Source organism: Pseudomonas sp. R2-60-08W, assembly GCF_003852335.1.
In the GTDB taxonomy this organism is placed as follows: Bacteria; Pseudomonadota; Gammaproteobacteria; order Pseudomonadales; family Pseudomonadaceae; genus Aquipseudomonas.
In genome coordinates, this window is sequence record NZ_CP027731.1 from 652,953 (window position 1) to 675,859 (window position 22,907).

At 61.3% G+C, this 22,907-nt stretch carries 15 protein-coding genes; 10 read left to right on the forward strand and 5 right to left on the reverse strand.

Features of this window, described 5'->3' with window-relative positions:
* Nucleotide 1 precedes the first annotated feature (1 nt).
* Nucleotides 2–3,958 (reverse strand): dermonecrotic toxin domain-containing protein, encoded by a 3,957-nt coding sequence (locus tag C4J90_RS02780; RefSeq protein ID WP_124419161.1) that lies wholly within the window; start codon nt 3,956–3,958, stop codon nt 2–4.
* A gap of 216 nt (nt 3,959–4,174) precedes the next feature.
* Between C4J90_RS02780 and C4J90_RS02785 the strand changes: the two genes are divergently transcribed.
* From C4J90_RS02785 to C4J90_RS02820, 8 genes are all read left to right on the forward strand, one after another.
* Complete coding sequence (locus C4J90_RS02785) at nt 4,175–6,478, forward strand: YgiQ family radical SAM protein (protein WP_012721927.1); 2,304 nt, start codon at nt 4,175–4,177, stop codon at nt 6,476–6,478.
* 210 nt (nt 6,479–6,688) lie between these two features.
* Nucleotides 6,689–7,621 (forward strand): NAD synthetase, encoded by a 933-nt coding sequence (locus tag C4J90_RS02790; RefSeq protein ID WP_124419162.1) that lies wholly within the window; start codon nt 6,689–6,691, stop codon nt 7,619–7,621.
* Complete coding sequence (locus C4J90_RS02795) at nt 7,618–8,067, forward strand: hypothetical protein (protein WP_124413690.1); 450 nt, start codon at nt 7,618–7,620, stop codon at nt 8,065–8,067. The genes C4J90_RS02790 and C4J90_RS02795 overlap by 4 nt, the downstream gene beginning before the upstream one ends.
* A 300-nt stretch (nt 8,068–8,367) precedes the next feature.
* Entirely contained in the window at nt 8,368–9,297 is a 930-nt protein-coding gene (locus tag C4J90_RS02800; RefSeq protein WP_124419163.1) for an NAD synthetase, read from the forward strand.
* Nucleotides 9,285–9,734 (forward strand): hypothetical protein, encoded by a 450-nt coding sequence (locus tag C4J90_RS02805; RefSeq protein ID WP_124419164.1) that lies wholly within the window; start codon nt 9,285–9,287, stop codon nt 9,732–9,734. The genes C4J90_RS02800 and C4J90_RS02805 overlap by 13 nt, the downstream gene beginning before the upstream one ends.
* Nucleotides 9,735–9,921: 187 nt before the next feature.
* Nucleotides 9,922–13,212, forward strand: coding sequence for a DUF2126 domain-containing protein (locus C4J90_RS02810; RefSeq protein ID WP_124419165.1), 3,291 nt, complete (start codon nt 9,922–9,924; stop codon nt 13,210–13,212).
* A 158-nt stretch (nt 13,213–13,370) separates the two neighbouring features.
* Entirely contained in the window at nt 13,371–15,857 is a 2,487-nt protein-coding gene (locus tag C4J90_RS02815) for a circularly permuted type 2 ATP-grasp protein (RefSeq protein WP_124419166.1), read from the forward strand.
* Nucleotides 15,857–16,747, forward strand: coding sequence for a transglutaminase family protein (locus C4J90_RS02820; protein WP_124419167.1), 891 nt, complete (start codon nt 15,857–15,859; stop codon nt 16,745–16,747). The genes C4J90_RS02815 and C4J90_RS02820 overlap by 1 nt, the downstream gene beginning before the upstream one ends.
* A gap of 115 nt (nt 16,748–16,862) precedes the next feature.
* Here the strand turns inward: C4J90_RS02820 and C4J90_RS02825 are convergent, their stop codons facing one another.
* Entirely contained in the window at nt 16,863–17,045 is a 183-nt protein-coding gene (locus C4J90_RS02825) for a hypothetical protein (RefSeq protein ID WP_057724239.1), read from the reverse strand.
* Nucleotides 17,046–17,378: 333 nt separating this feature from the next.
* On the opposite strand from C4J90_RS02825, the gene azu reads away from it, so the two are divergent.
* The gene (gene azu / locus C4J90_RS02830; protein WP_124419168.1) at nt 17,379–17,825 is read left to right on the forward strand and encodes an azurin; all 447 of its coding nucleotides are present in this window, start codon (nt 17,379–17,381) and stop codon (nt 17,823–17,825) included.
* Nucleotides 17,826–17,951: 126 nt separating this feature from the next.
* On the opposite strand, the gene nadE is transcribed toward azu, so the two are convergent.
* From nadE to C4J90_RS02845, 3 genes are all read right to left on the reverse strand, one after another.
* The gene (nadE, locus tag C4J90_RS02835; protein ID WP_124419169.1) at nt 17,952–18,779 is read right to left on the reverse strand and encodes an ammonia-dependent NAD(+) synthetase; all 828 of its coding nucleotides are present in this window, start codon (nt 18,777–18,779) and stop codon (nt 17,952–17,954) included.
* 3 nt (nt 18,780–18,782) lie between these two features.
* Nucleotides 18,783–19,997, reverse strand: a complete 1,215-nt coding sequence (gene pncB, locus C4J90_RS02840) for a nicotinate phosphoribosyltransferase (protein WP_124413698.1) — start codon at nt 19,995–19,997, stop codon at nt 18,783–18,785.
* Nucleotides 19,998–20,205: 208 nt separating this feature from the next.
* The gene (locus C4J90_RS02845) at nt 20,206–21,096 is read right to left on the reverse strand and encodes a LysR family transcriptional regulator (RefSeq protein ID WP_124419170.1); all 891 of its coding nucleotides are present in this window, start codon (nt 21,094–21,096) and stop codon (nt 20,206–20,208) included.
* Nucleotides 21,097–21,250: 154 nt separating this feature from the next.
* On the opposite strand from C4J90_RS02845, the gene C4J90_RS02850 reads away from it, so the two are divergent.
* Nucleotides 21,251–22,741: an aldehyde dehydrogenase family protein gene (locus C4J90_RS02850; protein WP_124419171.1), complete on the forward strand. Its 1,491-nt coding sequence runs from the start codon at nt 21,251–21,253 to the stop codon at nt 22,739–22,741.
* Nucleotides 22,742–22,907 lie beyond the last annotated feature (166 nt).

Below are 22,907 nucleotides of genomic sequence, written 5' to 3' on the forward strand. Positions count from 1 at the left end.
TTCAGGCGTTTGCCTGAGGGAGCGCACCGAACAGCGCCCTCACCGTGGGCTCGTTGTATTGGTAATTCCAACGCAACTCGGTACCGGCAGGGATATCTTCACTGGCAAAGAATGCACTGAGGAAAAAGTTGTCCCTGGGTTGCTCAGCAATCTGTGTCGTGACGTTGAACCGCGCAACCTCTACGTTATAGCCCGTGGATGCCTGCCTGACCGGCAGATTTGCTTCGTACTCAAAAATCGTATTTATTCGCGAAAGTACGTTGTCACCCGACAAAATGACCGGCTGTGGTGCAGCGGGAATGGGTTCAAAAGGTTTGACGTCGATCAAATAGGGATCCTGCCGATAAGCCGCCACATAATACGGCACCAGTTCCCCGCCATAGACGCCGAGCGCCTCACCTTTTATCAACGGCTTCCTGCTTATGACGGTCTGCTCGCCGATCATCACTGCCTCCTGCACACACTTTTGGTGGGCCGCAGTGAAGGGTGTCACTTCTAGTTTGTCTTCATAGAGGCGTGCAACCCGTTCATACCCTTCCCACTGCAAAAAAGGCAGGATCAATTCCTTGCTGAAAGTTTGATCGGACGTAAGCGATTTGCTGCGGATTTGTATGCTTCTAATCCGCAATGGGCGACCTGTTAAATCGCGCAGGGGGTAGCGGCCATTGTTGGCGCGATCATAAATGCGTCGATAGTTCTGGCTGTGTTGATAGCTTCGTGTGGACCGCATGGTCTCCATATCCTTCGGCGTATACAGGCTGTTGACCGTGCCTTCTTCTGCTGAGTCATATTCGCTGGATGAGTGCGCCGACTCAAACTCGTCGCTAAGCTCCATCGGCTCTCCCGATGGCAAAGCAGCGGCTTGCATGCCACCCATCAACCCCTGGCTGCTCGGATCGATATCCCAGCCACCGGAGGTTTTTGCGCGCAGGTAGGGCCGGTAAGCCCTGAACGGGCTGCGGGCATCGATCAGTCGCCATTTCTGCCCTTCGGCTTTGACCTGAAAGTAGTTCCCGCCCTCCAGGACGTAATAGTGATAGCCACCGCTGGGCAACGGGGCTGACTGATGGATACCATCAGCGCGCAGCGTCAGGCCTGCCGGGGCGGTTTGCGTGGCGAACAGTGGATCAAGCGCAACCCCGGGGGCCTGCACGGGCGCCGTTGGGGCTAGCCTGGCGAGCGGCGGCAGCGGCGGTTTGGCGATCATTGCCAGGCTATGCTGGTGGATGGCTTGTTTGAGCGTGCCTGCATTCGACTCACGCAAAAGCGCGCTGCGCTCGGCCTCGGTCAGCGTATGTTCCAGCGCGCTGAACAGCGTGCTCGGTGCATGCAGCTCTGTCGCCTCGGCGTCCTGCACGGCGTACTGTTCGCCCTGGCGGATCAGGATGTGACGCACACTGTCCTGTTCGCTGCCAATATGTCCCAGCAGCGGGCCGCTGTTATCATTTTCGTACACCTCGATGCGGCGTGCGCCTGGCCAGCCTGGCAACTGTTCCAGAGTGTGCAACACCAGTGGCACGCTCTCGTGACTGCTCAGCGAATCGAGAAAAATGCCTTCGTGGATGCGTGCGCTGCGCGCCACGTCGCGGTATTGGGTGGCTTCCCACTCTTGTGTTGACGGCAGTTTTTTCTCCTGGTGCAGGTGTTGCCGTTCCTGCGGGCTGAGGGTGGCTTCCATTTCTTCAAGGTGACGCTTGGACAGTTCGGGCATGGTTGGGCGAAGGTCCTGTTCAACCTGGCTAACGGGTTCCTCGCCGTGGCTATCGAGCAACGAAAACAGGCGCTGGCGTTGTGCCGGAACGCTTTCCAGCAGGCGTGAGGCAAGGTTTTCGACCGGGGTGAAATAGTCGATGTACAGCGCAGGTAGCAATTGATTGAATTCTTCCCGCGGCATCTGCTGCTCCAGTGCATGCAGCAGTTCGCCTTTTCTGAAGCGTGAAGCGCTCACCTCGATCGCGTTGGCGCCGCTACCGTGGCTGATCAGTACCTGTTGCCGTTCGTCGACGATTTTCAGCCGCCGGGTCGCAGGCCATTCCGGCAATGCACACACCAGGTGGAACTGGATGAAGGGGGACTGCGGTGTGACCGTAGTGCCTTCGGCGCGATCGAGGTTGAAGTCGGCGAGCTCCTGATCCAGGCTGAAGTGCTTGATCGTGTCTCGCAGCAACGGCGGCGGCCTCAGCATGTCCTGATGGAGCTCGCGCAGGCCGGCGCTGTCCATGCCGCCGAGCAGGAGGATCGGCTCAACGGCGGGTTGTTTGATCGAGGCCCCGTCCGGGCCCAGGCGTTGGACCAGCTTGAGGTCGTCCCAGTCGGCGGGCGTCTCATGCTCGGCGCGCCATCCGCCGACAGAGTTGCCCCGCACGGGCGGCGCGTAGGCGTCGGGGTCGGTAGGGTGGGACAGCTGCCATTGCTGGCTATCGGGCGCCCGTTGCACGGCATGAACCTGATCATCGAGCTTCAGGTAATACCGCTGCGCATGTTTATACAAACCCTGCTTATCCGCGACCAGGCCGTCGGGCAGCATCTTGGGATGCCGATAGGGGGTCAGGTCGGGGTTCCACAGGCGCAAACCCTTGTTGGCCACGTGCACTTTCAGCAGTTTTACACCGAAGCCGGCGGTCTTGACCACGCCTGCGGTGGCGACTGCCATCGCGGCGTCATCCACCGCGTCGAGAAAGTCATTCAAGGCCTCTTCGCTATCGCCGCGGCTCCAGGCGGCGAAGCCGTCATAGACGGTATTGAGCAGCTGCAAGGCGCTGACGGCCAACAGCACTTCACCGACGATTGGAATGAATGACGCGGCAAAAAACAACAGTGACTTACCCAGTTCCAGATAGCCTTGCAGACGCTTTTGCCGGCTCATCAGGTCGGCATCGGCAGTGGGCACGGCCAGGATGCGCGCGTCATTCCTGATCTGGATGATGCGTTGCGTAGCCATGTCCTGAAACACATGCGTACGGACCGGGGTCAGGTTGAGCCTGCTCTCCAGGTTCGGGCGCGCACTGGGTGACGGTCGAGGGGCCAGCTTCAACAGGCTTCCCTGATGTTGCAGCGGTACCAGGCGAGTGAAAAAAGCCAGGTATTGCGGCTGTTCCAGGCGTTCGGCCAGGCCGTGGTGGAGATCCTCCCAGGTTGGATGCAGGCGAAACGCCGCGCTGGGGTCCTGGGGTGTGTAGAGAACCATCGGCAGCCCGATCGCCGACGCCTGAATCACCATGACATTGGGCAGAACAACATCCTGGAGGGTCAAAAGGCTGCACCGTATGTCGATGTTATTTCCAGTGGTCTGGAGGCTGCGCAGCTGCAGAAACTGCCAGGTGGTGAACGCCTTCTGCAGGTAGGCGATATGCAGTGCGACCCCAAAGGCAAGCTGCTCTTGACTGGACAAGAGTTGCATGACCTCGGCGGCGGTACGGGACGTGCCGGAGTTGGGCGTGGGTTCAAGCACGTTATCGATATGCGCGAGGTACTGGCCACCGATATCCAGGTTGCGGCAGACGCTGGCGAAGCGTGTCGCAGCAATAATGCTCAGCACTTCGCCGGTGGGGCCGGGATTATAGATGGCGGTGCCAGTTTCCATGCCGCCGGTCTCGGCTTCCGCTGCTTCGAAATTCTGCAAGGCCGCTTCCAGCAGCGTTTGCCGGGTGGTGCGGGCGTGATTACGGATCAGGCCCAGCAAATGATGGTTTTTCCATTCGCGGGACAGGATGGCGTTTTCGTCGTCCTGCAAACCGAAGAACTCGGTCCGCAGGGCTTGGCGTAACAATGGCCTGGCAAACTCCTCGGGGCTTTGCAGTTCATCCATCAGCGCCTTTAGCGCTTGCCTGGCCTGATTGCTGCTGATGAGGTCACTGCGAAAGTCTGCACGCTGCGAAGCCGAAGCCTGGGTCAGCCAGGCAGGCAATCTGGACGCGATGAATGCCCTGTGGGGCGATTGTGGCAAGGGGGTGCTCATGGGCTAGGCCATCCGAAGTGATGATTGACCTGCCGCAGATTACCCATGAAATTTTCGATCAACGGTTAGAAGATTAGCCCCCGCGCCCCTATAAAGGAGGGTGGTCTGCAGCCTCGCGAGCCTCTGGCTTAAAAGCCGACCACTGTCGTCGGAATTGGTCAAAATTTGTGCTATATTCCGCGCCCGCGATTTTTCATCTCAACACCGGTCACCGTCATGCAAACAGCCAAGCCGTTATTTGACTATCCCAAGTACTGGGCCGAATGTTTCGGTCCTGCGCCATTCCTGCCGATGAGCAGGGAGGAGATGGATCAGCTTGGCTGGGATTCATGCGACATCATCATCGTCACCGGTGATGCCTACGTTGACCATCCGTCGTTCGGCATGGCGATCATCGGCCGGCTGCTGGAGTCCCAGGGCTTTCGCGTCGGGATCATTGCCCAGCCGAACTGGCAGTCCAAAGACGACTTCATGAAGCTCGGCGAGCCGAACCTGTTTTTCGGCGTCGCGGCCGGTAACATGGATTCGATGATCAACCGCTACACCGCCGACAAAAAAATCCGTTCCGACGACGCCTACACCCCAGGCGGCATGGCCGGCAAACGCCCGGACCGCGCCAGCCTGGTGTATAGCCAGCGCTGCAAGGAAGCCTACAAGAACGTGCCGATCGTGCTCGGCGGCATTGAGGCCTCCCTGCGCCGCATCGCCCACTATGACTACTGGCAGGACCGCGTGCGCAACTCGATCCTGATCGACGCCACTGCCGATATCCTGCTGTACGGCAACGCCGAGCGCGCGATTGTCGAAGTCGCCCAGCGCCTGTCGTGGGGCCACAAGATCGAAGACATCACCGATGTGCGCGGCACCGCGTTCATTCGCCGCGACACCCCGGCCGGCTGGTACGAAGTGGACTCCACGCGCATCGACCGTCCGGGCAAGGTCGACAAGATCATCAACCCGTACGTCAATACCCAGGACACCCAGGCTTGCGCTATCGAGCAAGAGAAAGGCCCTGTCGACGATCCGGAAGAAGCCAAGGTCGTGCAGATCCTGGCAAGCCCGCGCATGACCCGCGACAAGACCGTGATCCGCCTGCCCTCGGTGGAAAAAGTCCGGGGCGACGCGGTGCTCTATGCTCACGCCAACCGCGTATTGCACCTGGAAACCAACCCAGGCAACGCCCGCGCCCTGGTGCAGAAGCACGGTGAAGTAGACGTGTGGTTCAACCCGCCGCCCATTCCCATGACCACTGAAGAAATGGACTACGTGTTCGGCATGCCGTACGCCCGCGTACCGCACCCTGCGTATGGCAAGGAGAAGATTCCGGCCTACGACATGATCCGTTTCTCGGTGAACATCATGCGTGGCTGCTTCGGCGGCTGCACCTTCTGCTCGATCACCGAGCACGAAGGTCGCATCATTCAGAACCGTTCCGAAGAGTCGATCATTCGCGAGATCGAAGAGATCCGCGACAAGGTCCCGGGCTTTACCGGGGTGATTTCCGACCTCGGCGGCCCGACCGCGAACATGTACCGCATCGCCTGCAAGAGCCCGGAAATCGAATCCGCGTGCCGCAAGCCGTCGTGCGTGTTCCCCGGCATCTGCCCGAACCTGAACACCGACCACTCGTCGTTGATCCAGCTGTACCGCAGCGCCCGTGCGTTGCCGGGTGTGAAGAAAATCCTGATTGCCTCCGGCCTGCGCTATGACTTGGCCGTCGAGTCGCCGGAATATGTGAAAGAGCTGGTCACCCACCACGTCGGTGGCTACCTGAAGATCGCCCCGGAGCACACCGAGGAAGGTCCGCTCAACCAGATGATGAAACCGGGCATCGGCAGCTATGACAAGTTCAAGCGCATGTTCGAGAAGTACACCAAGGAAGCGGGTAAGGAGCAGTACCTGATCCCGTACTTCATCGCCGCCCACCCCGGCACCACCGATGAAGACATGATGAACCTGGCCCTGTGGCTCAAGGGTAACGGCTTCCGCGCCGACCAGGTGCAGGCGTTCTACCCGTCGCCGATGGCCACCGCCACCGCGATGTATCACTCGGGCAAGAACCCGCTGCGCAAGGTCACCTACAAGAGCGACGCGGTGACCATCGTCAAGAGCGAAGAGCAGCGCCGTCTGCACAAGGCGTTCCTGCGCTACCACGACCCGAAAGGCTGGCCGATGCTGCGTGAAGCGCTGACCCGCATGGGCCGCGCCGACCTGATTGGGCCGGGCAAGGACCAACTGATCCCGCTGCACCAGCCGTCCACCGACAGCTACCAGAGCGCCCGTCGCAAGAACTCGACGCCGGCCGGCAGCCATAAGGTCGCCAAGGAAACCACCACCAAAATCCTGACCCAGCACACCGGCCTGCCACCCCGTGGCAGCGACGGCAGCAACCCGTGGGACAAGCGTGAGCAAGCCAAGGCAGCGGCCCAGGCGCGGAACAAGCAGGCGGCGAAGGAACGTACCGATGCGGCGAAGGGCAAAGGCGGCAAGCCTGCGCGTAAGCCGGTTGTGCCGCGTTGATCGCAGCTTAAATATGCAGAACGCCAGCCTCGTGCTGGCGTTTTGCTTTCTGGCCGGTGGTGAGCCTGTTTGGTAAGGTGGCGCCCATTGAAGCGCTATCGGGAGCAAGCCCCCTCCCACATTTTGAATGTATTCACACATCCAAGTGTGGGAGGGGGCTTGCTCCCGATAGCGTCAGTCCAGTCACCCCCTTCAAGGAAGAGCACCTCCATGAGCAACCCCCTGCTCAGCATCGGCATGGACTCCAACCGCTCCCAGTTCATGGCGCGCCAACGTATTGAAAGCCAGATCAACCTGCCGCGCCTGTTCGCGGCCATCGACGCCGACCCAGGCATCGTTGGCGCAGGCGTTGTATACATCGACGCCGACTTCAACGTCATTACCCTGCGCGAATTCAAGCCGATTTGCAGTATCAAGCCCAAGCGCATCATTTTACGCGAGGCGCAGAAGTACATTTCGCCTGCCCAGTTTGTGGAACAGGTGAAGACAGACCCCCGTGAAGGGCGCCTCCAGAAGGAGGCATTTGATATGGGTCTTTCCTGCGGCGCAGCGGTGATCGGTTGGATCGTGGTGTTCAGCGGCAGCGTCGCCGTTCCGTTCACAGCCGGTGCCAGCGCTTTTGTCGTGGGCATTGGCATTACGGCGGCGCTGGCCAGCAGCGCCCAATGCGGGTTTGGTGTTGCGCGTACCTATAACGAAGTGCTTGACCCAGATGCCAACGACCGCATGGACGACGCCGAATGGTATGGCGCGGTTTCACCCATCCTCGATGCGGCCTCGCTGGTGGGTATCGGCACGGGGGCCTTGACCACGATTAGGCTGCTCAAGGCCAACAAGGCCGCCGCGTTGGGTAAGAGTTGGTATGAACTGCTCAAGGGCCTGAGCCGTCAGGAGCGCAAGAAGTTGACCAAGGAGTTGCTCAGCCTGCGCGATCCGAGCCTGACGCCCAAGTTGCTCAAGCTGCAGCAGCGCGCCGGCAAGCTGACCAAGAGCTACAGCTCCACCGAAATCCGTCACGCCACCCTGACCCAATTGAAAGATGCGCTGGGCGGCCTATTGGGCATCACCGGTAGCTATCGAACAGGGCATGTCGGTACGGCCAGCACCATTGCGATCGGCTTGTACGAGGATTTGACCGAATGAGCGGCTTCCCCGATATGCGCAGTTTTCTCGCCCGTTATTTTCCGGTGTTCATGGGTACTGTTTTCATGGCGATCTTCTCCGGCTCAGTTGCCGTTTCCACGGCGGGCGTGACCTATTTGCGTGGGGTAGAGCCAGCGCTCAAGTCCAATTATTCCGGGGCTGCGATCCTGCTGCTGGTGGCGGTGCTGGTGTTTGGCAACGTGATGATCGCGCGTGGCTATCCCTGGGCGGCCAAGCTGGTGGCGGGATACCTCGGCGCATGCCTGTTGTTCGTCTTGCCGATGATTCAGTACGACCTCAATCGCCTGGTGTACGGCTCGGCGGTGTTATTCCCACTGCTGGGGTTGCTGTTGCTCAACAGCAAGCGCCATCGCGAAATGCGTCAGCGGCTACTTGAAATACGGCGCCTGCGACAAGCCGTCGTTGCCCAGCGTAAAGCCCTTTAATTGGGTAGATTCACCACCTGTGTTCGCGCTTTCATCAGAAAGTCTGGCCCGCGCTGCGATCTCGCGTTGGACTGACGTGAGTAAACCAACCGGCCGCCCAGGTTGGTAAAACGCCAGCCTCGTGCTGGCGTTTTGCTTTCTGGCCGGTGGTGAGCCTGTTTGTTAAGGTGGCGGGCATTGGATCGCTATCGGGAGCAAGCCCCCTCCCACATTCTGACCTGTGAATACATTCAAAATGTGGGAGGGGGCTTGCTCCCGATAGCGTCAGTCCAGTCACCCCCTTCAAGGAAGAGCACCTCCATGAGCAACCCCCTGCTCAGCATCGGCATGGACTCCAACCGCTCCCAATTCATGGCGCGCCAGCGTATTGAAAGCCAGATCAACCTGCCGCGCCTGTTCGCGGCCATCGACGCCGCCCCAGGCATCGTTGGCGCAGGCGTTGTCTACATCGACGCTGACTTCAACGTCATTACCCTGCGCGAATTCAAGCCCATTTGCAGTATCCAACCCAAGCGCATCATCCTGCGGGAGGCGCAGAAATACGTTGCACCGACACAATTCGCTCAACATGTGACGAGCAACCCCAGAGAGTCCAGGCTGATCGGCGAGGCTGTGAACACCGGGATCTCTTGTCTGGGCGCTGTCATCAGTTGGGCTGCGATTGCCAGCGGTACTCTCCTGGTGCCGTTCAGTGCGGGCGCCAGTTCCGTCGTTGTGGTGATAGGGTACGCGGCGGCGGGCGCGAGTTCGCTGCAATGCATCAATGGCCTTGCCCGCACGACGCTTGAGGTGGCCAAGCCCGAGGTCAACGATTGGCTCGACAGTGAAGGCTGGTACCAGAATGCTTCCATTGTGCTCGACGCAGCGTCGCTGGTCGGCGTGGGCGCTTCGACCCTGACGACGATCAAGCTGGTCAGGGCCGCCAAAGCCTCGACGGGCAAGAGCCTGCGGGATGTGCTGCGCGGTTTGAATCGGCAGGAAAGAGCCAGGCTGACGAAAGAGCTGCTGAGCATCAACCATCCCAGCTTGACCGCGAAGATGCTCAAGTTGAGGCAGGCGTCGGGTGAACTCACCAAGCGTTTCACCCCTACGCAGCTCAAGCACGGCACAACGACCCAGATCAAGGACGCCCTGAGCGCAGTCGTAGGGTTCGGCGGGAGCGCCTACTCCGGAAACGTCAATACCATCGCGATCGGGCTGTACGAGGAAGTAAAAGAATGGGCGAATTGATGACGCTCCGGGACTTTTTCCGGCATTACTTTCTGACATTTCTGGGCGGCGTATTTGCGGCGTATTTTTCATTGGCGTTGACCATGGCGCTGGCGTTCGTCACCTATTTTGATGATGTGCCCCTTGCTCAAGTCGGGTTCAAGATCATGCTGGCCGGGGCGGTGTCCACGCTGCTGACGGTGCATAGCAACTTTATGATTTTGCGCGGCAAACCCTCTTGGACATGGTTGATGGTCGGTATCTACGTCGCTTGCCTGCTGTTTGTGTTGCCGATGATCCAATACGACCCTCATCGTGTTCTTTATGGGTTGGCGCTGGTTTTTCCACTGTTCGGGCTGCTGATACTCAACAGCAAGGGGCAGCGCGAGATGCGCGCCAAACTCGTTGAAATTCGCCGCCTGCGCCAAGCCCTTGGCGCCAGGCACAAGGCCCCATGACTGGGTAGATTCGCCACCTCCCTCCAAGGGTTCGCCACAAATATGTGCGGCGGTTGCACCATGGCACGTACGATGGCGTCGTTTTGGTGCTGTACTGCACCGGGCTCCACGATAAAGCGCAATGACTGCCGCTCTGGCATAAGTCTTGCGCGCGTTGTGCCCATGCCCTGGCTCGCAGGAGGCCGCCGTGTCGATTCATGTCGCGTTGCACCACGTTACGCATTACCGCTACGACCGCGCTGTCGAACTCGGCCCGCAGATTGTGCGCTTGCGCCCGGCTGCCCACAGCCGCACGCGGATTTTGTCCTATGCGCTGAAAGTGCTGCCCGAGCAGCATTTCATCAACTGGCAGCAGGACCCTCAGGGCAACTACCTGGCGCGTCTGGTATTTCCGGAAAAGACCGACCAGCTGCGCATCGAAGTCGATCTGGTCGCCGAGATGGCGGTATTCAACCCTTTCGACTTTTTCCTCGAGCCCTACGCCGAGAACATCCCTTTCAGTTATGCCGCCGATGAGCAGCGCGAGCTGGCGCCTTACCTGGAAACCTTGCCACTGACGCCGAAGTTTGCCGCCTACCTGGCCGGCATCGACCGTACGCCGTTGCCGGCCGTGGATTTCCTGGTCGGGCTCAACCAGCGTCTGGCCGCCGATATCGGCTACCTGATCCGCATGGAACCGGGCGTGCAAACCCCGGAATTCACCCTGGAAAACGCCTCGGGCTCGTGCCGCGATTCGGCCTGGCTGCTGGTTCAACTGCTGCGCAACCTGGGGCTGGCGGCGCGGTTTGTCTCTGGCTACCTGATCCAGCTCACCGCAGACGTCAAGGCCCTGGATGGTCCCTCCGGTACCGAAGTGGACTTCACCGACCTGCACGCCTGGTGCGAGGTGTATTTGCCCGGCGCCGGTTGGATCGGCCTGGATGCCACCTCCGGGTTGTTCGCCGGTGAAGGGCATATCCCGTTGGCCTGTAGTCCAGATCCGTCGTCCGCCGCACCAATCAGTGGGCTGGTGGAACCGTGCGAGTGCGAATTCACCCACGAAATGTCGGTAGAGCGGATTTGGGAGGCCCCGAGGGTCACCAAGCCCTACACCGAAGAGCAGTGGCTGGCGATCCAGGCCCTGGGCCGGCAGATCGATGGTGACCTGCTCAGGGACGATGTGCGCCTGACCATGGGCGGCGAACCGACGTTCGTCTCCATCGACGACCCCGACGGCGCCGAGTGGAACACCGCCGCCCTGGGGCCGGACAAGCGCCGCCTGTCCGCTGAACTGTTCCAGCGCCTGCGCAAGCACTACGCGCCGCAGGGCCTGGTGCACTTCGGCCAGGGCAAGTGGTACCCCGGCGAGCAACTGCCGCGCTGGTCGCTCAACTGCTACTGGCGCCGTGACGGGGTGCCGATCTGGCACAACAGCGCGCTGATCGCCGATGAGCAAGCAGACTACGGCGCGGATGGCCTATTGGCCGGGCGCTTCCTGGCCAGCGTCGCCGAACGCCTCAGGTTGCCGGCGCGCTTTGTGTTTCCGGCGTTCGAAGACAATTTCTATTACCTGTGGCGCGAGGGGACGCTGCCGCAAAACGTCAGCGCCCAGGACCCGCGCCTGAGTGACGATCTGGAGCGCGAACGCCTGCGCAAAGTCTTCGGCCAAGGCTTGGATAAAATCATCGGCCAGGTGCTGCCGCTGGCGCGCACCGCCGCCAATGATCGCTGGCAGAGCGGGCGCTGGTACCTGCGCGACGATCACTGTCGCCTGGTGCCCGGCGATTCGCCGTTGGGTTATCGACTGCCGTTGGCCTCGCAGCCTTGGGTGACGGCAGCGGAATATCCGTTCGTGCATCCGACCGACCCGAATCAGGATCAACCGCAACTGCCCAGCACCGCGCAACTGCAAAGCCATGGCGAGCCCGCGCCGAGTGAAGAGCGTGTGCCACAGCTGGATGAATCCGCCGACTGGCTGACCCGCACCGCGCTGTGTGCCGAAGCACGGGAAGGGCGCCTCTATCTCTTCATGCCGCCGCTGGAGCGCGTGGAAGACTATCTGGAGCTGGTGACGGCCATCGAGGCCACCGCTGAAGAACTGCATTGTCCGGTGTTGCTGGAAGGCTATGAGCCGCCGGCCGATACGCGTCTGAGCAACTTTCGCGTCACGCCGGACCCTGGCGTGATCGAGGTCAACGTGCAGCCGTCCGCCACCTGGGACGAGTTGGTGGAACGCACCGAGTTTCTTTACGAAGAAGCGCGGCAAACCCGCCTGACCACGGAAAAATTCATGATCGACGGCCGCCACACCGGCACCGGCGGCGGCAACCATTTCGTGTTGGGCGGCGCGACACCCAAGGACTCACCGTTCCTGCGCCGGCCCGACCTGCTGCGCAGCTTGATCAGCTACTGGCATAACCATCCATCTCTGTCCTATCTGTTTTCCGGCCTGTTTATCGGCCCGACGTCCCAGGCACCGAGGGTGGATGAAGCGCGCAACGACGCACTGTATGAGCTGGAAATCGCCTTTGCGCAAATGCCCGCGCCGGGCGAAGAATGCCCGCCCTGGCTGGTAGACCGGCTGCTGCGCAACCTGCTGATCGACGTGACGGGCAATACCCATCGTGCTGAGTTCTGCATCGACAAGCTCTATTCCCCCGACGGCGCCACCGGCCGTCTGGGCCTGTTGGAACTGCGCGCGTTTGAGATGCCGCCCCATGCGCGCATGAGCCTCACCCAGCAGTTGCTGTTGCGGGCGCTGGTCGCGCGTTTCTGGCGTGAACCTTACGCGCCACTGAAGCTGGCGCGCTGGGGTACCGAACTGCATGACCGCTTCCTGCTGCCGCACTTTATCGAACAGGATTTCGCAGATGTGATCGCGGAGCTCAACGCCGCCGGTTATCCGCTGCGCGCCGAGTGGTTTGCCGCGCACCTGGCGTTCCGTTTCCCCAAGGTCGGCGACTATGCCGTCAGTGGTATCGAGCTGGAACTGCGCCAGGCTCTGGAACCCTGGCATGTGCTGGGCGAGGAGGGCGCGGTGGGCGGCACGGTACGTTATGTGGATTCGTCCCTGGAACGCCTGCAGGTGAAGTTGAGTGGCTTGCCGGCGCAACGCTATCTGCTGACCTGCAACGGCATCCCGGTGCCGCTGCAGCCCACCGGCCGCGTCGGCGAGTTCGTCGCCGGCGTGCGTTACCGCGCCTGGCAACCGTCCAACTGCTTGCAACCGACCATCGCCGTGCATGCGCCGCTGGTGTTCGATCTGCTGGACACCTGGATGCAGCGTTCGCTGGGCGGTTGCCAATACCACGTGGCCCATCCGGGCGGGCGCAATTACGACAGCTTGCCGGTGAATGCCAATGAAGCCGAGAGCCGGCGGATGGCGCGGTTTTTCCGCTTGGGGCATAGTCCAGGCAAGCTGGACGCACCAACTGTAGTTATCAACGATGAATTGCCAATGACTCTCGATCTGCGGCGTTTCCCCAATAAAAATGATTGAGTGCGATCCAAATGTGGGAGGGGGCTTGCTCCCGATGGCGGTCTGTCAGTCAGAATATCTGTTGCTGATGCACCGCAATCGGGGGCAAGCCCCCTCCCACATTGGATCGCGGTGAATTTGAGTTAACCTGAGCCCCCCTTGCCTCTGCCGAGCGTTCCATGTCCGATTTGCTCGACCGTTACCCCCTGACCCCAGGCACCTATCACGAACTGCTGGATGCCAGCGGCGCAGTGCGTGCCCATTGGCAGCGCCTGCTCGACCACCTGCAACGCAGCACGCCGGCCCAACTGGCCCAGCGCCAGGCATTGCTGACCCGGCAGATTCAGGAAAACGGCGTGACCTACAACGTCTACGCCGACCCCAAGGGCGCCGACCGTCCATGGGAACTGGACCTGTTGCCCCATGTGCTGGCCGCTGATGAGTGGCAGCACCTGTCGGCCGGTATTGCTCAGCGGGCGCGTCTGCTCAATGCCGTCCTCGCCGACCTCTATGGCCCGCAGCGCCTGATCAAAGAAGGCCTGCTGCCCGCCGAGCTGGTCTTCGGCCACAACAACTTTCTCTGGCCGTGCCAGGGCATCCAGCCGCCGGACGGGACCTTTCTGCACCTGTTCGCCGTGGACCTGGCCCGCACGCCGGATGGTCGCTGGTGGGTGACCGCCGATCGAACCCAAGCCCCCTCGGGCGCCGGTTATGCCCTGGAAAACCGTACCATCGTGTCCCGCGCCTTCCCGGATTTGTATCGTGACCTGCAGGTGCAACACCTCACCGGTTTCTTCCGCACCCTCCAGGACACCTTGGCCCGCCAGGCGCCCGGCGATGACCAGCCGCCGCTGATCGTGTTGCTCACGCCGGGGCGCTTCAACGAAAGCTATTTCGAACATCTCTACCTCGCCCGTCAGCTCGGTTACCCGCTGGTGGAAGGCGGCGACCTCACCGTGCGCGACAGCACGGTATTCCTCAAAACCCTCAGTGGCCTGCGCCGCGTAAACGCGATCATGCGTCGCCTGGACGACGACTTTTGCGACCCCCTGGAGCTGCGCACCGATTCGGCCCTCGGCGTACCCGGCCTGCTCGATGCCGTGCGCCAAGGCAACGTACTGGTGGCCAATGCCCTGGGCAGTGGCGTGCTGGAGTCGCCGGGGCTGCTCGGTTTCCTGCCGAAGATCAATGAGTTTTTATTTGGTGAACAACTGATTCTGCCGTCCATCGCCACCTGGTGGTGCGGTGAGGCGCCGGTGCTGGCCGAGGCGCTGGAAAAGCTGCCGCAGTTGCTGATCAAACCGGCATTCCCCTCGCAGAGTTTTGCCCCGGTATTCGGCCGCGACCTGAACGCCGAACAACGCCAGGCCCTGGCCGAGCGCATGCGCGCGCGGCCCTACGCCTACGTCGCCCAGGAGTTGGCGCAGCTGTCTCAGGCGCCGGTGTGGCACACCGTGGATGACCACTTGCAACACCGCGCCATCGGCATGCGCGTATACGCCGTGGCCAGTGACGACGGCTACCGCGTACTGCCCGGCGGCTTGACCCGCGTGGCCGCTGACGCCGACGCCGAAGTGGTGTCGATGCAGCGCGGCGGTGCGAGCAAGGACACCTGGGTGCTCGGTGAGCGTGCCCCCGGTGGCGAGCAATGGCGCGCCCAGCGCGCGATCGGCGCACACGACCTGGTGCGCCGCGATCCGTATCTGCCGTCACGCGTGGTAGAAAACCTGTTCTGGTTTGGCCGTTATTGCGAGCGCTGTGATGACAGCGCGCGCTGGCTGCGCATCGTGCTGGCGCGCTATGTCGACGGTGACGATCCATTGGCGCTCCAGGCGGCGGTGGAGCTGGGTGAGAGCCTGCGATTGTTGCCGGATGAAGGGGCGCTTCCCGAACGCTTGCTGGCCGCGTTGCTCGGCGATGATTGGCCGTCGAGCCTGCGCGCCAATCTGCAGCGCTTGCAGTGGGCGGCGTCCCAGGTGCGCGGCAAGTTGTCCCGGGAAAACTGGCAGGCCCTGGTGGAACTGCAACGCGAAGCCATGGAGCTGGAGAGCGAAACCCCAGACTTCGGTCAACTGCTGGATTTCCTCAACCGCCTGGTGATGTCCCTGGCGGCGCTGTCGGGGTTTGCCCTGGACGATATGACCCGCGATGAAGGCTGGCGCTTCTTGATGATGGGTCGGCGTATCGAGCGCCTGCAGTTTCTCAGCAGCAGCCTTGCCGCGTTCCTGCGCGGTGTGGCGGTATTCGATCAGGCGGGGTTGGAGTGGTTGCTGGAGCTGGGCAACAGCAGCATCACCTACCGCTCGCGTTACCTGGCAGTGCCGCAACTGATTCCGGTGCTCGACCTGCTGTTGCTCGACGAGCAGAACCCCCATGCGGTGCTGTTCCAGCTGAAACTGGTGAGCCGTACCTTGCGGCGCTTGAACGATGATTTCGGCGTGCCACGGGAAACCGGCCTGGGACCGTTGGTGGAGCAATTGGCGCGCTTCGACCTGGGGTGCCTGGAGAACCCGCTGTTTGGCGAAGCCAGCGTGCGCGCCGCGTTGGACGGCCTGGCCGACCTGCTGCAAGCGGTGGCCGATGAGAGTGGGCAAGTGTCGGATCGCCTGGCCTTGCGTCACTTTGCCCATGTGGATGATGTCAGCCAGCAAACGGTGTCGGTGTGATGAGTGCGCGCTATCAGATTTTCCATGACACCCATTATCACTACGACAGCCCGGTGTCCCTGGCCCAGCAGCTGGCGCATTTATGGCCACGGCCCTGTGCGTGGCAACGCTGCACCTGGCAAACCCTGGATATCAGCCCGCCGCCTTCTTCACGCCGCGATGAACTGGACGTGTTCGGCAACCCGATCACGCGCCTGGCGTTCGAGCGGCCCCATGATGAACTGCTGGTCAATGCCGGGCTGACCGTGGAAGTGCTGACGCGGCCCGCATTGGATTTCCAGCAGTCGCCGCCGTGGGACCGCACCCGTGACAGCCTCACCTACAGCAGCCAATCGCTGTCGCTGGAGGTGATCGAAGCCTGCCGCTACCGCTTCGAATCGCCTTACGTGCATCTGAAAAAAACCTTCGTCGAATTCTCCGAAAGCTGCTTCCCGCCTGGCGCGCCTTTGTTGATGGGCGTGCAGGCGCTGATGCAAAAGATCTTCAGCGAATTCACCTTTGATGCCGAAGCCACGCAGGTCGCCACGCCGTTGGTGGAAGTGCTGGAGCGCCGTCGCGGCGTGTGCCAGGACTTCGCCCACTTGATGCTCGCCTGCCTGCGTTCGCGGGGGCTGGCGGCACGCTACATCAGCGGCTACCTGCTGACCCAGCCACCGCCCGGCCAGCCACGGCTGATCGGCGCCGATGCGTCGCACGCGTGGGTGTCGGTGTTCTGCCCGGTGTCGGGCTGGGTGGATTTCGATCCAACGAATAATGTGCAGCCGGCGCTGGAGCACATCACCCTGGCGTGGGGCCGGGATTTTTCCGATGTGTCGCCGTTGCGAGGGGTGATCCTGGGAGGAGGGAGCCATGACCCGGAGGTGCGGGTGACGGTGATGCCGCTGATGTAACGGGATCGTTCCCACGCTCTGCGTGGGAACGCCTGCGGTGACGCTCAGCGTCACTGTGCGCCGGGACGCGGAACGTCCAAGGCTGCATTCCCACGCAGAGCGTGGGAACGATCAATTATTCAGCCGGGTCTTTCGGTGTTTCAGTCTCGTCTGCTGCCACTTCACCTTCCGCATCCGGGTTCAGTGCTCCAGCCTCTTCATCTGCAGCGGCTTTCTTGCGTTGCAGCTTTTCCTCTTTCTTCTGTTCCTTGGCCAAGTCTCTCTGACGTTTGGCGAAGGAGTAATTAGGTTTGGCCATGGGCGATCCTCTAGGGTACGAAGGTGAGGGTGGGCGGCGCGCGGCTGCCTTGGGTCGCTATGGTAGCAGCTTAGCAGCGCGCTTGGCCTTCACTTACCGTTGGCGTAAGCGGCCAGCAGGCCGTTGAACAGTTGGTTGAGGTGCATGGCTCAGGCTCCAAGGGGGGATGGGCCGATCATATTCGGTTGCCGCGACGTTGGCTGGTAGATTGTATTGATCAGTCTGATAGCCTAAAGTTGTATACAATCTGTTGATGCAGATCATAAGAACTCACGCCTGATTGAGGCACCCTTGTCGCCATACGCGTTATTCAACCCTGCCTTGGAGATTCACATGTTCGCCAAACTCGTTGCTGTTTCCCTGCTGACTCTGGCTAGCGGCCAGTTGCTTGCCGCAGAGTGCAAGGTCACTGTCGACTCCACCGACCAGATGTCGTTCAACACCAAAGAAATCACCATCGACAAGAGCTGCAAGCAGTTCACCGTTGAGCTGACTCACTCTGGCAGCCTGCCGAAAAACGTCATGGGCCATAACTGGGTGCTGACCAGCGCCGCCAACATGCAGCCAGTTGCAACCGACGGCATGGCCGCTGGTATTGACAAGGACTACCTGAAAGCCGATGACGACCGCGTCATTGCCCACACCAAAATCATTGGTGCCGGCGAGAAAGATTCGGTGACCTTCGATGTGTCCAAACTGGTCGCAGGTACGGATTACGCGTTTTTCTGCTCGTTCCCGGGCCACATCTCGATGATGAAAGGGACTGTGGTCGTCAAATAAGACCGCGTTATCGTTCATCGGGGGCAAGCCCCCTCCCACACTTTGATTTGTGAATACATGCAAATGTGGGAGGGGGCTTGCCCCCGATAGCATTCTGACAATCAACGCAACACTACCTGCCTCACCTCAAGGCGCAAACGGCATCACGCGCTTGTGCTCAGTCTTGCGGTACGTCTCGCAAATAATCCTGAACGCCTCCTCACGCACCGGCTCGCCGTGCAGGAACGCATCGATCTCGGCATAGGTCACGCCATGTGACGCTTCGTCCGGCTTGCCCGGCGACAGGTCTTCCAGGTCGGCGGTCGGCACTTTCTCCACCAACGACTCCGGCGCGCCGAAATGCCGCGCAATCGCCCGCACCTGGTTTTTCACCAGCCCGCTCAGCGGCGCCAGGTCGCAGGCGCCGTCACCGAACTTGGTGAAAAAGCCCATGACCGCTTCTGCCGCATGGTCGGTACCGATCACCAGCCCACCGGCCGCGCCCGCGATGGTGTACTGCGCGACCATACGCATGCGCGCCTTGGTGTTGCCCAGCACGAAGTCGCGGGATGCTACCGGTTTGCCCTCGAACGCCGCGACTTCATTGGCCAGGGCTTTGACCGCCGGGCCGATGTTGACGGTGTGGCGCTCGTCCGGCTCGATGAAGTCCACCGATGCCTGGGCTTCGTGTTCGTCGAACTGGGTTTCGTAGGGCAGGCGCACGGCGATAAACCGATAGGCCTCGTCGCCGCTGCTGGCGCGCAGTTCCTGCACGGCGCGCTGGGCCAAGAGGCCTGCGGTCAGGGAGTCGACACCGCCACTGATGCCCAGTACCAACGACTTGAGCCCGGAATTGCGCAGGCAGTCCTGAATAAAAGCCACGCGCCTGGCGACTTCTGCCTCAAGGGCGGCCTGGTCTTTGAACGGCGCTTGCACCTTGAGCTGCTGCGCAATCTCACGCTGTACGGCTTGCATGATTCACTCCTTGCTGGATAGGGCAGGTACTTTGAAAACGTGACGCAAATAGGCGACGAAATTGGGGTCGGTGCAGTGGGTCTTGCCCGCTTCATCGGAAATCTTCGCGACGGGCTGTCCATTGCAGGCGGTCATTTTAAGCACGATGCTCATCGGTTCCACCCCTGGAATATCGCAGGTCAGGTTGGTGCCGATGCCAAAGCTCACATTGATGCGACCGCGCAGCGCACGGAAAATCTCCAGGGCCTTGGGCAGTGTGAGGCTGTCGGAGAACACCAGGGTCTTGCTCATCGGCTCGATGCCGAGCTTGTGGTAATGAGCGATGGCTTTTTCAGCCCACTGCACCGGGTCGCCGGAATCGTGGCGCAGGCCATCGAACAGCTTGGCGAAGTACAAATCGAAGTCGCCCAGGAACGCATCGGTGGTGATGCAGTCGGTCAGGGCGATGCCCAGCAGGCCACGGTACTCGCGGACCCAGCAATCGAGGGCGGCGATCTGGCTGTCGATCAGGCGCGGGCCGAGTTGCTGGTGGGCCATGATCCACTCATGGGCCATGGTGCCCAACGGCTTCATATCGAACTCGCGGGCCAGGTGCACGTTGCTGGTGCCGACAAAACGCCCAGGGAAGTCGTGCTTGAGCACGCTGACCACTTCCTCTTGCACCCGGTACGAGAAGCGCCGACGCGTGCCGAAGTCGGCCACTTGCAATTCGGACAGCTCATCGCGGCTGGCGTTGGCGGTCAGCCAGTCGAACTTGCGGTACAGCTGCTCGCGGGCCTGTTCCAGGATCACGGTCTGGTAGCGGTAGCGGTTACGCACTTCGCTGACGATGGCCAGCATCGGCACTTCAAACAGGATTACATGCAGCCACGGCCCGCGCAGGCGGATAAACAGCTCGCCGTTCTCGATACCGGTCTGCACGTAGCGCAGGTTGAAGCGGAACAGCCCGAGAAAACGCAAGAAATCCGGCTTCATGAAGCTGATGCGTTCCAGGAAACCCAATTGGTCCGGGCTCAGGCTCAGCTCGGCGAGGCGCTCGATCTGGTAGCGGATCTCCGCCAGGTAAGGGCGCAGGTCTTCGCTGTTGCGGCAACGAAACTCCCATTCAACCTCCACGTTCGGGTAGTTGTGCAGCACCGCCTGCATCATGGTCAGCTTGTAGAAGTCGGTGTCGAGCAGGTTCTGCACGATGCGATCGGCAAACACACTCTCGCTCATAACGGGAATCTCCAGACGGGTCGGCGAGGGGCGCCGGCCTTTACGCTCAATTGAGGAAGGGGGCTAGTGGCGCATAGACCTGGGTCGGTTTGCCAGTGATTTTTTTGCCAAGGCCACTGGCGCCATCGGGGGCAAGCCCCCTCCCACATTTTGAAATGCATTCCAACCTGTGGGAGGGGGCTTGCTCCCGATAGCGGTATTTCAGGCACTACACAACTTGCTCCAGCATCCATTTCACAAATTCGCGCACCTTTGGCACCTCCGCCGAATGCTCCGGATATGAGAGGTAATAAGCATCCTGGCTCGGCATTGCATGCTGCCAGGGAATCACCAGCTTGCCGTCGGCCAATTCCTCTTCCACCAGAAAGCGTGGCAGCAGCGCCACGCCGCAGCCGACTTGCGCCGCGCGAATGCACATATAAAAGGTGTCAAAGCGCGGCCCGTGGTAACTGTGCTCGGTGTGGAAGCCCTGGCTGGCGAACCAGTCATGCCAGCCTTGGGGGCGTGAGGCGTTTTGCAGCAGCACCAGCTCGCTCAGTTGGGTGGGGTCGGTAAACGGCGCTGCCGGCAGGCTCTCCGGGGCGCACACGGGGATGAGTTCTTCGCTGAACAACTTCAGGCTTTCGGTGCCGGGGCGTGAACCCTGGCCGAAGTAGAACGCCATGTCGGCCTTGCCTTGCAGCAGCTCATCCGGTTCCTGTTCGTTGCACAGGTCCAAATGAATCTGCGGGTGGCGCAGGCGCCAGCCCTTGAGGCGCGGCACCAGCCAGCGCGCGCCGAAGGTGTAGGGCGTGGACACGCGCAGTACTTCGGTTTCGCCGCCGTAGGAACGCAGGTAGTGGGTAGACATCTCCACTTGGGTGAGGATCTTGCGCACCTCTACCAGGTACAGATCGCCCGCCGGGGTCATCTGCAAGCGGCGCCGCACCCGGCGAAACAGCAGGTGTTGCAGCAATTCTTCCAGCTGCGCCACCTGTTTGCTCACCGCGCTTTGGGTGAGGTTCAGTTCCTCGGCGGCGCGGGTAAAGCTCAGGTGGCGGGTGGCGGCTTCGAAACACTGCAGGGCGGTGATCGAAGGCAAATGTCTTTTGTTCAGCACGGCATGCCTCTTTTTATTCTTTGCATGAATAAACGGAATGATATCTCGCCTAATCGTCGTTTGTTGGCAAGTCTTGGGCCAGCTACAAATGAGGCCTGGATCGCCGCGCCGGTTGCGGCGCACATTTTTCTGTTTTTGTTTGAAGGAGTGACCCATGGTTGCCGCATTGCTTGACCGTCTCGGGGTAGACCCGGCGCTGTACCAGGCGGGTACACAACCCGTACATTCGCCGATCGATGGCAGCCGTATCGGCAGTGTGCACTGGGAAGGCGCGGCCGAGGTGGAGCAGCAGGTCAGTCGCGCCGAGCATGCATTCGACGCCTGGCGCAAAGTGCCGGCCCCGCGGCGCGGCGAGCTGGTGCGTCAGTTGGGCGACATGTTGCGCCAATACAAGGCCGACCTTGGCGAGCTGGTCTCCTGGGAAGCCGGCAAAATCACCCAGGAAGGCCTGGGGGAAGTGCAGGAAATGATCGACATCTGCGACTTCGCCGTCGGCTTGTCGCGCCAGCTCTACGGCTTGACCATCGCCTCCGAGCGTCCCGGCCACCACATGCGTGAAACTTGGCACCCGCTGGGCGTGGTCGGCGTGATCAGCGCGTTCAACTTCCCAGTGGCCGTGTGGGCGTGGAACACAACGCTGGCGCTGGTGTGCGGCAATGCGGTGATCTGGAAACCGTCGGAAAAGACCCCGCTCACCGCGCTGGCCTGCCAGGCGCTGTTCGAACGGGTGTTGAAGAACTTCAAGGATGCACCGCAGTACCTCAGCCAAGTGATTATTGGCGGTCGCGATGCCGGCGCCGCGCTGGTGGATGACCCGCGTGTGGCGCTGATCAGCGCCACCGGCAGCACGCGCATGGGCCGCGAAGTGGCGCCGAAAGTTGCCGCGCGCTTCGCCCGCAGTATCCTCGAACTGGGCGGCAACAATGCGATGATCCTCAGCCCCAGCGCCGACCTGGACATGGCCGTGCGCGCCATCCTGTTCAGTGCGGTCGGCACCGCCGGCCAGCGGTGCACCACCCTGCGCCGGCTGATCGCCCATGAATCGGTCAAGGCCGACATCGTCACCCGTCTCAAGGCCGCCTACGCCAAGGTGCGCATCGGCCACCCGCTGGAAGGCAACCTGATCGGTCCGCTGATCGACAAGCACGGCTTCGACAACATGCAGGACGCCCTGGAGCAAGCCCTGAGCGAGGGCGGCAAGGTGTTCGGCGGCAAGCGCCAGCTCGAAGACCAGTTCCCCAACGCCTATTACGTGTCGCCGGCGATTGTGGAAATGCCCGAGCAGAGCGACGTGGTGTGCACCGAGACCTTCGCGCCGATTCTGTATGTGATCGGCTACACCGACTTCGCCGAGGCCCTGCGCCTGAACAACGCGGTGCCACAAGGCTTGTCGTCATGCATCTTCACGACCGATGTGCGCGAAGCCGAGCAGTTCATGTCGGCGGTGGGCAGTGACTGCGGGATTGCCAACGTCAACATCGGCCCGAGTGGCGCGGAAATCGGTGGTGCGTTTGGCGGTGAGAAGGAGACGGGCGGCGGGCGTGAGTCGGGCTCGGATGCCTGGCGCGGGTATATGCGGCGCCAGACCAATACCGTGAACTACTCGCTGGAGTTGCCGCTGGCTCAGGGCATCACCTTTGACTGAAGCCCCCTCAAGTCGAAGTGAGAGCAAAAATGTGGGAGGGGGCTTGCTCCCGATAGCAGTGCTTCAGTCAGCGAATCTGTAGCTGACCCACCGCTATCGGGAGCAAGCCCCCTCCCACATTCGGCCGGATTTTCAATTCTGAAAAGTTGTTTGTTAGGTCTCATCG